General features: G+C 44.2%; 10 protein-coding genes and 1 riboswitch. Of the genes, 6 read left to right on the forward strand and 4 right to left on the reverse strand.

Features of this window, described 5'->3' with window-relative positions; translation table 11 throughout:
• Window positions 1-322 precede the first annotated feature (322 nt).
• From BUB28_RS15040 to BUB28_RS15055, 4 genes are all read right to left on the reverse strand, one after another.
• Window positions 323-754 carry a hypothetical protein gene (locus tag BUB28_RS15040; protein WP_072952350.1) on the reverse strand — a complete coding sequence of 144 codons (432 nt, stop codon included), beginning with the start codon at window positions 752-754 and terminating at the stop codon, window positions 323-325.
• Between the two features lie 11 nt (window positions 755-765).
• Entirely contained in the window at window positions 766-1,950 is a 1,185-nt protein-coding gene (gene metK, locus BUB28_RS15045; RefSeq protein ID WP_072952351.1) for a methionine adenosyltransferase, read from the reverse strand.
• Between the two features lie 65 nt (window positions 1,951-2,015).
• A riboswitch (SAM riboswitch) is annotated at window positions 2,016-2,120 on the reverse strand.
• A gap of 500 nt (window positions 2,121-2,620) precedes the next feature.
• Window positions 2,621-4,063, reverse strand: a complete 1,443-nt coding sequence (locus tag BUB28_RS15050) for a sensor histidine kinase (RefSeq protein ID WP_242940009.1) — start codon at window positions 4,061-4,063, stop codon at window positions 2,621-2,623.
• Entirely contained in the window at window positions 4,050-4,727 is a 678-nt protein-coding gene (locus BUB28_RS15055; RefSeq protein ID WP_072952352.1) for a response regulator transcription factor, read from the reverse strand. Before BUB28_RS15055 ends, BUB28_RS15050 begins: the two co-directional genes overlap by 14 nt.
• A 236-nt stretch (window positions 4,728-4,963) precedes the next feature.
• Between BUB28_RS15055 and BUB28_RS15060 the strand changes: the two genes are divergently transcribed.
• From BUB28_RS15060 to BUB28_RS15085, 6 genes are all read left to right on the forward strand, one after another.
• Entirely contained in the window at window positions 4,964-7,225 is a 2,262-nt protein-coding gene (locus tag BUB28_RS15060; protein WP_072952353.1) for a putative bifunctional diguanylate cyclase/phosphodiesterase, read from the forward strand.
• A 62-nt stretch (window positions 7,226-7,287) separates the two neighbouring features.
• Window positions 7,288-8,370, forward strand: coding sequence for a 6-phosphofructokinase (locus tag BUB28_RS15065; RefSeq protein WP_072952354.1), 1,083 nt, complete (start codon window positions 7,288-7,290; stop codon window positions 8,368-8,370).
• A 239-nt stretch (window positions 8,371-8,609) separates the two neighbouring features.
• Window positions 8,610-10,325, forward strand: a complete 1,716-nt coding sequence (locus tag BUB28_RS15070) for a phospho-sugar mutase (RefSeq protein WP_072952355.1) — start codon at window positions 8,610-8,612, stop codon at window positions 10,323-10,325.
• Between the two features lie 86 nt (window positions 10,326-10,411).
• On the forward strand, window positions 10,412-12,076 hold the full coding sequence (locus tag BUB28_RS15075; RefSeq protein ID WP_072952356.1) for a DUF6311 domain-containing protein: 1,665 nt from the start codon (window positions 10,412-10,414) through the stop codon (window positions 12,074-12,076).
• A gap of 136 nt (window positions 12,077-12,212) precedes the next feature.
• Entirely contained in the window at window positions 12,213-12,416 is a 204-nt protein-coding gene (gene rpmE / locus BUB28_RS15080) for a 50S ribosomal protein L31 (protein WP_019678077.1), read from the forward strand.
• Between the two features lie 51 nt (window positions 12,417-12,467).
• Window positions 12,468-13,106: a YigZ family protein gene (locus BUB28_RS15085; protein ID WP_072952357.1), complete on the forward strand. Its 639-nt coding sequence runs from the start codon at window positions 12,468-12,470 to the stop codon at window positions 13,104-13,106.
• The last annotated feature ends 139 nt before the right edge of the window (window positions 13,107-13,245 follow it).

Raw genomic sequence — 13,245 nt, forward strand, 5'->3', positions numbered from 1 at the left:
AAGGCTATATATGCAAATAAAAAAGCTCCCTTAACCTCGATACCCATATAGCAGTTTTGTAGTATTTATTGAGAGAACCCCTTTTGAAAAAGGGGCTTCTCTCAAACTCTCTCCCTAAAACTTTCAGTTTTATTTTTTCTCAGATAGGGCACACCCTGCATTACTTGCGGGGCTTTTTTATTTTCGGTGTGCCCTATCTGAGAAAAAATCAGCTAAAAAAGTCTTTGGAAAGGGGTTCGGGGGAAAGCCTTTCTTCAGAAAGGTTTCCCCCGATAAATAGTATAAGCTTCTATATGAGTACTACGGTTATGGGAGCTTTTTCTTATTCAATGACTTTAGTTTCGGTAGTTTTCGACTTTTTGAGCGTAAACTCGGTATGTGTCGAGACCTTCTTACCTGGGTCATTTTTATCCGCAGTTGTTGCGTGTATGGTGAGCTTTACATCGCTGAAGCTGTCGAGCACCATTGCCAGCCTGTAAACAGTCTCGCGCAGGATATCAACCTGATGAGCATGATAAATACGTCCAACGGTAGATTGCGGATTACACTCAAACAGTGCATACATAAGACTAAGCACCTGCTCACAGCATTTAGGCGTTTCCATGACTCCGTTCACCATTTTGAACTTCATATCTATAGAACCGTCAGCCGCAACAAATTCAGCCATTTCGGAATTATCGGCATATCTGCTGAAAATATCAATGAGGACCGCATTTGTGAATTTCAGCTCAGCATAATTTTCAAGCTCTGCCATAATATCACTCCTTATGAGAGAGCAGCCTTGAGAGCGTCAACTCTGTCTGTCTTTTCCCATGCTACGCCAAGGTCCTCACGACCCATATGACCGTAAGCCGCAAGCTGTCTGTACTGTGGCTTTCTGAGATCGAGCATCTTGATGATAGCTGTAGGACGAAGATCAAATACCTTTGAAACAGCAGCTGAAAGCTTCTCCTCGTCAACCTTGCCTGTACCGAATGTATCAACAAGTATGGAAATAGGCTGTGCAACACCGATAGCGTATGAAAGCTGGACCTCACACTTGTCAGCAAGACCTGCTGCAACGATGTTCTTAGCGATATATCTTGCAGCATAAGCAGCACTTCTGTCAACCTTCGTCGGATCCTTACCGCTGAAAGCTCCGCCGCCGTGACGTGAATATCCGCCGTATGTATCAACGATTATCTTACGTCCTGTAAGACCGCTGTCACCCTGAGGACCGCCTACAACGAAACGACCTGTAGGATTGATGAAAAGCTTTGTATTCTTGTCCATGAGCTCAGCAGGGATAACTGCCTTGATAACGTATTCCTCAATATCCTTGCGGAGCTGCTTGAGTGATACGTCAGCAGAATGCTGTGATGAAACAACAACTGCGTCAACTCTTACAGGCTTGCCGTTATCGTACTCAACTGTTACCTGAGACTTACCGTCGGGACGGAGATAACGAAGAGTACCGTCCTTACGTACCTCTGTAAGTCTGAGTGAGAGCTTGTGTGCAAGAGATATAGGAAGCGGCATAAGCTCAGGAGTTTCGTTACAAGCGTAACCGAACATGATACCCTGATCTCCGGCACCGTTTGAAAGTCCGTCAGACTCGTTGTTTTCTTCTCTGTATTCAAAAGCTTCATTTACGCCCATAGCGATATCAGGCGACTGCTCGTCAATAGATGTAAGAACAGCGCAGGTATGACCATCGAAACCGTATTTAGCTCTGTCATAACCGATATCAATGATGACCTGACGCGCGATCTTCGGAATATCAACATCAGCAGATGTAGTGATCTCGCCCATGCAAAGCACCATACCTGTTGTAACACAAGTCTCGCAGGCAACACGACCTGTTTTATCCTGTTCAAGGATAGCATCGAGAACTGCGTCAGAGATCTGGTCACAGATCTTATCCGGATGTCCTTCAGTTACGGATTCCGAAGTGAAAAAACATTTGCTCATAAAAAACCTCCTGAAAAATAAAAAACTTCTCTTTCCGAAAAGAGAAGTCATAGTTCAATACTATGCCCTCATCTTTCGGATAAAACCGCAGGAATTAGCACCTTCGACTCATTACGTTCGGGTTGCTGCGACTTCACAGGTCCTGTTACCTCCGTCGCTCTTGATAAGGTTACTGGTATATTATACACCATGATACGACATTTGTCAATAGCTGTTACCCCCATATAACAAAAAACTATAACAAAACAAACGAGCTTCCGTATTAGGAAGCTCATCTGCCATGATATAGGGATTATTGGGGATTTAATAATTTAATGTTGGGGTAAACATTAAACTACCATGAAAATCAGCCTCGGGATTTCTCCCTCAGCAAATATATTATAACACAGGATTATGTATTTTCTGTGAAAAAAGCGAATGAGCAGCACACAATATATTCAACATTTCGGACTGCTTTATGTCGATTTATAACAAATCAATGCATTTTCGCCATGTCGTAATATACCTTATGTAAAAATCAAGTAACGTATTATAGCCTGTAATCGGTTATTTTTTGTTTAAAAAACCGCCTTAAAAGTTCAAAGGAACATAAAAATATCTGTAAGAACGGATACTGAGTTCACACCCTCAGGTACTTCCCTGCCGCTGCGGTTCAGCCAGACAGCTTTTATCATTTTTCCTTCACATCGTTTATCTTGAACCAGAATGTTGAGCCTTTACCAATAGTACTGCGAACACCGTAATCGTAGTTATGCATCTTCAGCACAGCCTTTACGATCGAAAGTCCAAGACCTGTTCCCACTACCTCACGCTTGTGGTTCTCGGAACGATAATACTTATCAAAGATAAGCTTTATCTTGTCTTCTTCGATACCGTCACCTGTGTCCTCGACCTCCACAAGAACGCCGTCAGGCTGATTTATCTGCCTTACAAATACCTGCTTGTCCTTGCCCGTGTAGTTGATAGCATTGTTTATAAGATTATATATTACCTGCTCTATCTTTACAGAGTCGCAGCATACTGTTTTCTCCTCATCGGGAGCGAAATGTATCTGATAGCCATTCTTCTCGGAAAGACCGCTGAAACGGTCGATTATCTCATTCAGCTTGCCTCTTATGCCGAATTCGGAAGGAGAAAGCTTCTGCTTGCCGCTTTCAAGCTTTGAAAGATCAAGCATATCATTTACAAGAAGGGCAAGGCGGTCTGTTTCGCTTATGATTATCTCAAGATGCTCATTTCTCTTTACAGGATTATCGCCCGAAAGATCGCGTATCATCTCTGCATAGGCTTTAAGCATTGTAAGCGGAGTCCTCAGATCGTGAGAAACATTTGCAATAAGGTCTCTCTGCATGGTATCGACCTTTGAAAGCTCTTTCTCCGCATATGTAAGTGTATCGGCAAGCTTTTTAGCTTCAAGATATCCTCTTCCGTCGAATTTCGTGTTGAAATCGCCCTTTGCGAGCTGTTCTGCCGATTTTGTTATCCTGTCTATAGGATCGGCTATCCTTTTTGAAAGATACAGCGATATAACAAAGGCAAAGAGTATGAGCACAGCTGTTATCAGCATGAGCTGGCTCTTGATAATGCTTACGGCAGCACCCACAGGAGCAAGCACAGCATTTATAAGGAGATAGCCGTCACACTCCTCCTCATTTCCCAGCATACAGCCATAAAGCAGCATATCATATCCACTTCGCGGATTTTTAACTCTCAGTTTCAAAACGTGTTTTTCCGATTCATCAATTTTTATCTTATAATCATACAAGCTGCTGAATCTGTCATGGATAATGCAATCGCCGATAACGTGTCTTTTCATATCGGGTCTGCCGTATCTGTCGAGAGTTTCAACGCAGAAGTCGTTATCCACCGACATGGTGTTTATCTTCTTATAGAATTCCTCTTCATCACCGCGGTTATATGCATCAGCTATAGCCTGCATACTTTTTGAAGCCGCACTTATCCTCATACGCTCGTAGAAATGCTCCAGCAGGAATATCTGGAACACCCACAGCAGAGCGAATACTATTATAGTAAACAGGACAAAATAAAGCCACACCTTAAATTTAAGAGGTATGCGCGAGCCTGCGTGCTTAAAAAACTTAATCTGCTTCAAACTTGTATCCCATTCCTCTCAGTGTAACTATGAATTTGCGATACTCACCAAGACTGTTTCTGAGCATTTTTATATGAGTATCAACTGTTCTGTCATCACCAAAGAAGTCATAGCCCCACACTTCTTCAAGGAGCTTGTCTCGTGAAAGAGCGATATTCTTGTTTTTAACAAGGTAAAACAGCAGATCATACTCCTTAGGAGTCATAGAAGCCTTTTCACCGTTTACGTATACCTCTCTGCCCGCTATATCCACTTCAAGACCTTCAAAGGCGAACTTATCGGGAGTAACTGCTTCCTCCTGACGTGTATTGCGCTTCAATACCACCTTAACTCTCGCCATGAGCTCCTTAGGTGAAAACGGCTTTACTACGTAATCGTCAACGCCTATCTCAAAGCCGAAGAGCTTATCGTACTCCTCGCCTCTTGCAGAAAGCATTATAACAGGGATATTCTTTGTCTTGTGTATCTCCTTACAGGCAGAATAGCCGTCAAGACGGGGCATCATAACGTCCATTATGATAAGATCATAGTCATTGTCATGGCAGAGGTTCACAGCCTCCATGCCGTTTTCAGCTTCTGTTACATCATAGCCTTCAAACTCCGCGTACTCACGCACGACCTTTCTTATATTCATTTCATCGTCAACAATAAGGATATGTGCCATATTTTACCTCCGTTTAAACAGGATTTCTTGTCCTTCTTAATAAAGCACAGACTCTGCCATACTTTATTTATATTATAGCATTATATCAGATAAAAGTGTATATTCAGTGAAATTTTCTTGTACATTTCCGTCAATTTTATCAAAAATAGTAGACCAGTTTAAATTTTTGATTGACTTTTTCAGTAATTTTTGCTATAATGTATTTGGATATTTGTGTATGAAGGGAGGCGGTATCTATGAGAAGAACTTTCAATCCGCTGGCAGCATCGGTAATAATAGTTGCAGCAAGTGCTCTTGTTATAGGATACTGCATTTTTAACCCTGAATATGCGAAGGATACGCTCATAATCTACGTCTGCACAATGGTCTGCGCTACGCTTATTCTCGCAATATCAGGCTGGATATATAAAAACAAGAAAACTTCAATAGACGAAAAGGAGATAACCAAGGTCATCGAAAATCTCAATACAGAAATGATAATCTGGTCGGACAACTTCTCCTACGTCTATATAAATAAAAAGCTCCGTGACCTTCTGGGCATAAGCTCGGAAAAATCCGACAAGAAAGAAGCAGTATGGACTGCTTTCGGAATAAACACACCCGATGCAAGCGCTCTCGGAAAGATAGCAGGAAGCTATTCCTACGAATCCAGCTTCAGAAATCCCCAGGGCAACCTTGTCTCTATCGCATGGAGCACCTCTCCCGTAAAGAAATTCAAGAAACAGTGGGTACACCTCAGTACAGGCTTCAACCTTACCGAGCTGAAAAAGATGCGTGTAAACCTCGCAAGTGCCAACGACTTCTTCAATTCCTCAATGGAGCTTGCCGAGATCGGTCTTATAATGAGTACCGACAGGAAGATATACCGCGCATCGCCTGAGCTTGTACGTATGCTTGGTCTGCGCAACAGCACCATAAATGTAAACGAATTCCGCGCACTCGTCCACCCCAACGACAGGATACAGTTCGACGGTGCTATCCGCAACAGGGATATGTCGGAAATAAAAAATATCGAGATACGTCTGAGAAGTGCCGACGGTTCTTACCGCTGGTACTCATACCGCTTCAAGTCTATCCCCGGCACAGGCAATACCCTGCCTCTGTTCGGAGGAGCTGTCATCGACGTAACTCAGGAACACGAAAAGGATATGCTCATCGAACGTCTTGCGTACATTGATGAAGTAACTGAGATCGCCAACCGAAACAGACTTGTGAGCATGGGACAGGAAATATACGACTCATGTAAGATACTGAACTACTCCTTCTGGATGATAGTACTTGATATCGACAGATTTCACATCATCAACGATACTATCGGTTATTCAAACGGAAATTATGTACTGAAAAATTTCGCGCATATACTTTATAAATTCGTTACTCCCGGCGGTCTTGCAGCCCGAATAAGCGGCGATAACTTCGCTCTCCTGCTGAGAGACTACGGCGACGACGAAATGCCAACACGTACAGTCAAATCCATACAGGAGGAATTTGCAAAGCTTGCCGTTGACGAGCTTGCTTCCATAAGCCTTACCTGCTCGGCAGGCTATTCAAAGATGCCAGAGGACGGCAGTTCCTTCCTCGATGTTATGGAACACGCCGAGTTCGCCCTCAAGTCCAACGACGGAACTCAGGGCAGCATATGCGGCTATGAGCCAAGTATGCATGATTCCATCATCGGCAACACCGAGCTTGAAAAATCTCTTGCTCTTGCTATCGACAACAACGAGCTCCAGCTTTTCTATCAGCCTAAGATCGACCTTTCATCAGGCAGGATCATGGGCGTTGAAGCTCTTATACGCTGGATAAAGCCCGACGGTACGATAATCACTCCCGATTCCTTCGTACCGATTGCAGAAAGCTCTCACCTTATAAGCAAGATAAGCGAATTCGTACTTAACGAGGGCTGCCGCCAGAACAAGCTGTGGCAGAAAATGGGCTATCCAAACATCGTTATGTCAATAAACTTCGCTTCCTCGGACTTCTATCAGACCGATCTCCGCGAAAAGGTATTTGAAGCCCTTGCACGATCGGGACTTGATCCTCAGTGGCTTGAAGTCGAGCTTACCGAGACCCTCGCCCTCAGCGATATAGACTTCGCCGTGAACCAGATGAACAAGCTGCGCGATCTTGGCGTAAAACTGGCAATGGACGACTTCGGAACAGGCTACTCTTCACTGAGCTATCTACAGATACTCCCAATCACCCTTCTGAAGCTTGACCGCTCGTTCATAACCGATATCGAGCATGATAATATCGCATACGAGATAGTTTCCGCGGTAATACGTATCGCAAAATCAAAGAAAATAGAAACTATCGCAGAGGGCATCGAGGACACCGTACAGGAGTCTATCCTCAGAATGGCAGGCTGTGACTACGCACAGGGCTATCTCTACGGCAAACCCATGCCGCCTGAGAAGATACAGGAATTCTTTGAAACAAACGAAAAGAAATGCCGCGAATTCAACGAAAAACGCAGCCACGGCGGCAAGAAGAAATAACAGCTTTAAGGGGATACAGAAGGCTGTATCAAACAAACTACAACAAACGGAGGTCTTAAATTATGAAAAGACGAATAGGTATTCTGACAAGCGGGGGCGACTGTCCGGGTCTTAACGCAACTATCCGCGGAGTAGCAAAGGCTTGCTACGAGAGATTTGGCGAAGATAATGTTGAGATCATAGGCATATCCAACGGATACTACGGACTTATCAACAACCTGTGCAAGGAGATGTCACCTTCCTCATTCTCAGGCATACTTACACAGGGCGGAACTATATTCGGTACAAAGCGTCAGCCCTTCAAGATGATGCAGGTCATCGGTGAGGACAACGTTGACAAGGTTAAAAATATGAAGGAGACATACAAGAAGCAGAAGCTTGACTGTCTCCTCACTCTCGGCGGAAACGGCACTCACAAGACCTCCAAGCTGCTTTCCGATGAGGGATTGAACATTATCGGACTCCCAAAGACTATCGACAACGATATCTACGGCACTGATGTCACCTTCGGTTTTCATACCGCAGTAGATATCGCCACAGATGTTCTTGACAGACTTCATACAACAGCCGCAAGCCATTCCCGCGTACTCCTCTGCGAGATAATGGGAAATAAAGCAGGCTGGCTCACCCTCAATGCAGGTATCGCAGGCGGTGCAGATGTTATCATTATTCCTGAGATACCTTATGATATCGACAAGATATGCGACGCAGTAATGGCAAGAAGTGCTTCAGGCAAGACCTTCTCCATAGTTGCTGTTGCTGAGGGAGCTTTCGATGTGAACGAAGCCAAGATGAAAAAGAAGGAACGTGCAAAGAAGCGTGCAGAGGCAGGCATACTTACCGCTACAAGCCGTATTGCCGCACAGATACAATCAAACACAGGACTCGAAGCAAGAGTATGCGTACCTGGACATATGCTCAGAGGCGGTGCTCCAAGCGCATACGACAGAGTACTTTCCACACAGTTCGGCGTTCATGCTGCATACCTCATAGCCAAGGAACGCTACGGCAGAACCGTTGCCAAGATAGGAAATAAAATAACTTCAAATAAACTGGAAGATATCGCAGGCAAGACAAAATTCGTCGATACAGACAATCATCTTGTCATCGCAGCCCGTGATATCGGTGTATCCTTCGGCGACTGATCCTATAGGGCAGACTTGATGTCTGCCCTTTTTATGCGGACTTTCGTCCAAACGGAGCACAAAAATCCGTACACGGCTATAAAAAACATTACATAATGGTAATTTCAGCTAAAAATGTATGCTGCATCACATATTTAACTGATTAAATGGGATAAATATAGCAAAAAATGAAAAAACCTATTCCCAAAATCAGCAATATGTGGTATAATAATTATATATCTGTTCAGGAGGTATTAGAAATGTCAGAAATGGAACTTTACAGCCTTTGGTGTGAAAATGCCACAGAGGATCCCGATCTTCAGGCAGAGCTTGCTGAGGTCAAGGGCAATAATGACGCAATAATCGATAGATTTTACCGTGACCTTGAATTCGGCACAGGCGGTCTCAGAGGTGTTATCGGTGCAGGTACAAACCGCATGAACATATACACCGTAAGACGTGCTACACAGGGCTTCGCAGATTATCTCAACCAGGAATACAAGAACCCGAGCGTTGCTATCTCGTTCGACAGCCGTATAAAGAGCGATGTTTTCTCAAAGGCTGCTGCCGAGGTACTTGCAGCAAACGGTATCAAGGTACATATATACTCAGAGCTTATGCCTACACCATGCCTTTCATGGGCAGTACGTGCTCTTAAATGCCAGGGCGGTATCATGATAACAGCCAGCCACAACCCTGCCAAGTACAACGGCTACAAGGTTTACGGCGATGACGGCTGCCAGATAACTCTCAGAGGCGCAGAGATCATTCTCGAAAAGATCAATTCACTTGATATATTCAACGATGTAAAGTCATCTGATTTTGAAGCTGAATTAGCTAAGGGAAATATCTCCTACATCGGAAATGACGTTATCGAGGACTTTTACAAGCACGTTCTTGCAGAGGGCATCAATACTGACCTTTGCACAAGCAGCGGACTTAAAGTCGTATACACTCCTCTCAACGGCACCGGCAATAAGCCTGTACGTGAGATACTCAAGCGCATCGGCATCACAGATGTTACTATAGTTAAGGAACAGGAAGCTCCTGACGGCAATTTCTCTACCTGTCCTTATCCTAACCCTGAGATACGCGAAGCACTTCAGGTAGGTCTCATCTACTGCGACAAGGTAAAGCCTGATCTTCTCCTTGCTACCGACCCTGACTGTGACCGTGTAGGTATCGCAGTTCCCGACGGAAAGGGCGGCTACGCACTCTTCTCAGGAAACGAAGTCGGCGCTATGCTTCTCGAATACATCTGCCAGCAGCGTATAAGAAAGGGCACAATGCCTGAAAATCCTATCGCAGTAAAGACTATCGTTACAACTGATATCGTAAACCTCATCGGTAAAGAGTACGGTGTTGAGATAATCGACGTTCTCACAGGCTTCAAGTTCATTGGTGAGCAGATAGGCTTCCTTGAAGCAAAGGGCGAGGAAAAGCGTTACATCTTCGGCTTTGAGGAGAGCTACGGTTATCTTTCAGGCGGCTATGTAAGAGACAAGGACGCTGTAGACGCTTCAATGCTCATCTGCGAAATGGCTGCTTACTACCGTACACAGGGCATCACACTTATGCAGGCCCGTGAAAATATGTACAAGAAGTACGGTATGTTCCTCCAGACTCTCTACAGCTTTGAGTTTGAAGGCGCAAGCGGTATGAAGCACATGGAAGAGATAATGACAGACCTCAGAAATAATCACCCGACTGCTATCGGCGGTCTCAAGGTTGAGAGATTTGAGGACTACAAGGCAAGCACCTCAAAGAACATCGCTACAGGCGAGGTCAAGGAGCTTACACTTCCAAAGTCAAATGTTCTCGCATTTTATCTTGAAGGCGGCTGCAAGGCTATAGTACGTCCATCAGGTACAGAACCAAAGATAAAAACATATATCACAGCCAAGGCTCCTACCCGTGCAGAGGCAGAGGTTATCGAGCAGAAGATATATTCTGATTTTACACAGAGCATGAAATAATAATCAAAAGGGGCAGGCAGTTTGTCTGCCCCTTTACAGGTTTATCCTATGTTTTAACATCATTCGATCACAGGAGACAACAGTAAATGATAAAAAAGACAAATAAATATATATATTTCTTAGCGGGAGCCATACTCGGCGCTGCAGTTTTTATACTTTTTTTCGGCGTTGATATTATCTCCCCTGTAAATACGAAATGGATATTCGCACAGCACGACGATGTTACACAGCATCATGTGGGCTGGGAATTTTTCCGCAGGAGCCCGTGGGACTTCCCATTTGGACTTATCGAAGGCATTTCCGCTGACGAAAAGGTATCCTGTATGTACACCGACTCCATACCTCTTTTTGCCATAGTATTCAAGCTGCTATCACCTATTCTGCCGGATAATTTTCAGTATTTCGGCATATGGGGAATTATTTGCTATATGCTCAACGGTGGTTTCGGCGCATTGCTTCTCACCCGCATAAAGAAAAACCTTTTCTTCACCTCGGTCGGCTCACTGTTTTACTCAGCATTCTGGCCTACCCTGCTGCGAATAATGCACCACAACTCTCTCGGTGCCATATGGCTTGTAATAATACCGCTCATACTCACAATCGACCACGACCGCAAGTACAAGCACAGCTTCACACCTGTGATACTCTGGACAGTTACCTGTATCCTTGCATCGCTCATACATCTTTACTTCATTCCAATGATATACTGCGTAATGCTTGGATATATGATACTTTTGTTCTTCAAGGACAAAAAACGCGTACAGGCTATAGCAGTCTTTGCTTCGTCCACTTTTTTTTCAGTCCTTTTCCTGTGGATAATAGGCGGATTTTACGGCAGCGGAAGCTATACTGACGGCGGCTTCGGAATATACTCCGCCAACTTCAATACCTTCTTCAACAGCAAGGGACAGGCAAAATATATGCGCCAGCTCGATATCCTCGACGGACAATACGAGGGCTTCGGCTATCTCGGCTTAGGTATGCTCATACTCTGCTTCCTGTCGGTACTTGTTATCGTCAACAAGCTGAGCACAAAGGAAGGCGGCTTCCTCAAAAACGTCTCAGCAGCCGTTAAATCCCGAAAAACAGAGATAATCGCTTTCTGCGTCATATTCGCGGCAGGCTTCTTCTGGGCAGCAAGCAACAAGCTTACAATAAACAGGAGCGTTATAATGACAATTCCACTTCCCGAATTTATACTCGGAAAGCTCGGCATATTCCGTTCATCGGGAAGATTTATATGGCTCCCCTGCCTTATGACCATGACAAGCGTACTATGGATATGCGCAAAGCTTAACAAAAGCACTCTTTTTACTGCCCTGACATTGTGTATAGCTGTTCAGTTCGGCGATATGCAGAATTATTACACCGATACACACGCAGCTGCACACAGAAACGACGCTTACATCACTGCTCTCAGCGGTGCGGAATGGGAAGAAGCTGCAAACGGTGCGGAGGAGATAGTATTCCTTCCCCTGCCCGACAACTATAAATCCTATATGAAGCTGTATTTCGACTTCGCAGAGCTTGCCTGTAATAAGCATATGAAGCTCAGTTCCTTCTACCTTGCACGTACAGATAACAGCATACTAAAAGCCTACGCCGATAAAAAGTACACCGAACTTAAAAGCGGGAACGGCAGCAGCAAGTACCTCTATGTTTTCTTCAATAATGAAGATATTCCTGTAAATGTAAAGGGACTCGATGTAAAGGAGATAGACGGTTATACAGTTGCACGAGTTAAAAAATAAAATTATATCAAAAACTGCTTGACACACACGGCACTGTGTGATATAATATATAACTGTAATGTATATTCGGCACTACTGTCTAACGGAACTGATGGGCTGCTCGATTTACAAAAATAAATCGAAAGAGGTGACAATCGTGAAAGAGGGAATCCATCCTGAGTTCAAAAAGACCACAATTACTTGCCACTGCGGTAATGTGATCGAGACTATGTCTACAAAGGAAAACATCAAGGTTGAAATCTGCTCAAAGTGCCATCCGTTCTATACTGGTAAGCAGAAGCTTGTTGATACAGGCGGACGCGTTGACAGATTCAAGAAGCGTTTCAATATGGACAAGTAAGTCACAAGCCCCGTCATTGACGGGGCTTTTCGTCAATAAGGTTAATTTATTATGAACTATTTCACTATTTCTGCCAACGCAAAGGCTTCTTTTATAGAAAAGCGCTCTGAATTCATCGGTTATATCGCTCCAGTCAGGACTAACGACGAGGCTGTAGCTTTTATCAATTCAATAAAGGCAGAGCATCGAAAGGCAAAGCATAATGTATATGCCTATATACTCCGCGAGGATAATATTTCCCGATATTCAGACGACGGCGAACCTCAGGGCACAGCAGGCGTACCTGTCCTCGATGTGCTTCAAAAGCGCGGACTTACGGACGTTTGCGTGGTAGTGACCCGTTATTTCGGCGGCATACTCCTGGGCGGAGGCGGTCTCGTAAGAGCATATTCTCATGCTGCTTCACTTGCCTGCGATGCTGCTCATATCATGGATATGTGTATGTGTCACCGCCTGAAAATAACCGCGGATTATGGTATGTACGGCAAGATATCCTATCTTCTGCCGAATTATGATACCATAACGGTCAATTCCGATTTTGGCAGCGATGTTACTCTTGAGATACTGGTACTCTCGGAAAAGCTTGAAGCTCTGAAAAAAGACCTTACAGAGGTCACCAACGGTTCGGTAAATATCGAGGACTGCGAGGAGCTTTTTGAAGATTTTTCGTCTGTGCGAAAAAATCCGTAAAAAAATAAAGGGTTTTTTGTTTCAAAATAGTATAAGTATATAGAAGCGAAATTATAAAGTAAATTTGTGCTGTGCGCAGCTTTATACTGTGCGCATTTTTTTGGCTGTATTTGGCTCTGTAAAGCCTTTTACCATTCCA

The organism is Ruminococcus flavefaciens, assembly GCF_900143025.1.
Taxonomy (GTDB): domain Bacteria; phylum Bacillota; class Clostridia; order Oscillospirales; family Ruminococcaceae; genus Ruminococcus; species Ruminococcus flavefaciens_I.

Bases quoted from the DNA above. Each gene is read 5' to 3' on its own strand.
- BUB28_RS15060 (WP_072952353.1), top strand. From the start codon at position 4,964: ATGAGAAGAACTTTCAATCCGCTGGCAGCATCGGTAATAATAGTTGCA.
- BUB28_RS15055 (WP_072952352.1), bottom strand. From the start codon at position 4,727: ATGGCACATATCCTTATTGTTGACGATGAAATGAATATAAGAAAGGTC.
- BUB28_RS15075 (WP_072952356.1), top strand. From the start codon at position 10,412: ATGATAAAAAAGACAAATAAATATATATATTTCTTAGCGGGAGCCATA.
- metK (WP_072952351.1), bottom strand. From the start codon at position 1,950: ATGAGCAAATGTTTTTTCACTTCGGAATCCGTAACTGAAGGACATCCG.
- BUB28_RS15070 (WP_072952355.1), top strand. From the start codon at position 8,610: ATGTCAGAAATGGAACTTTACAGCCTTTGGTGTGAAAATGCCACAGAG.
- BUB28_RS15085 (WP_072952357.1), top strand. From the start codon at position 12,468: ATGAACTATTTCACTATTTCTGCCAACGCAAAGGCTTCTTTTATAGAA.
- BUB28_RS15040 (WP_072952350.1), bottom strand. From the start codon at position 754: ATGGCAGAGCTTGAAAATTATGCTGAGCTGAAATTCACAAATGCGGTC.
- BUB28_RS15065 (WP_072952354.1), top strand. From the start codon at position 7,288: ATGAAAAGACGAATAGGTATTCTGACAAGCGGGGGCGACTGTCCGGGT.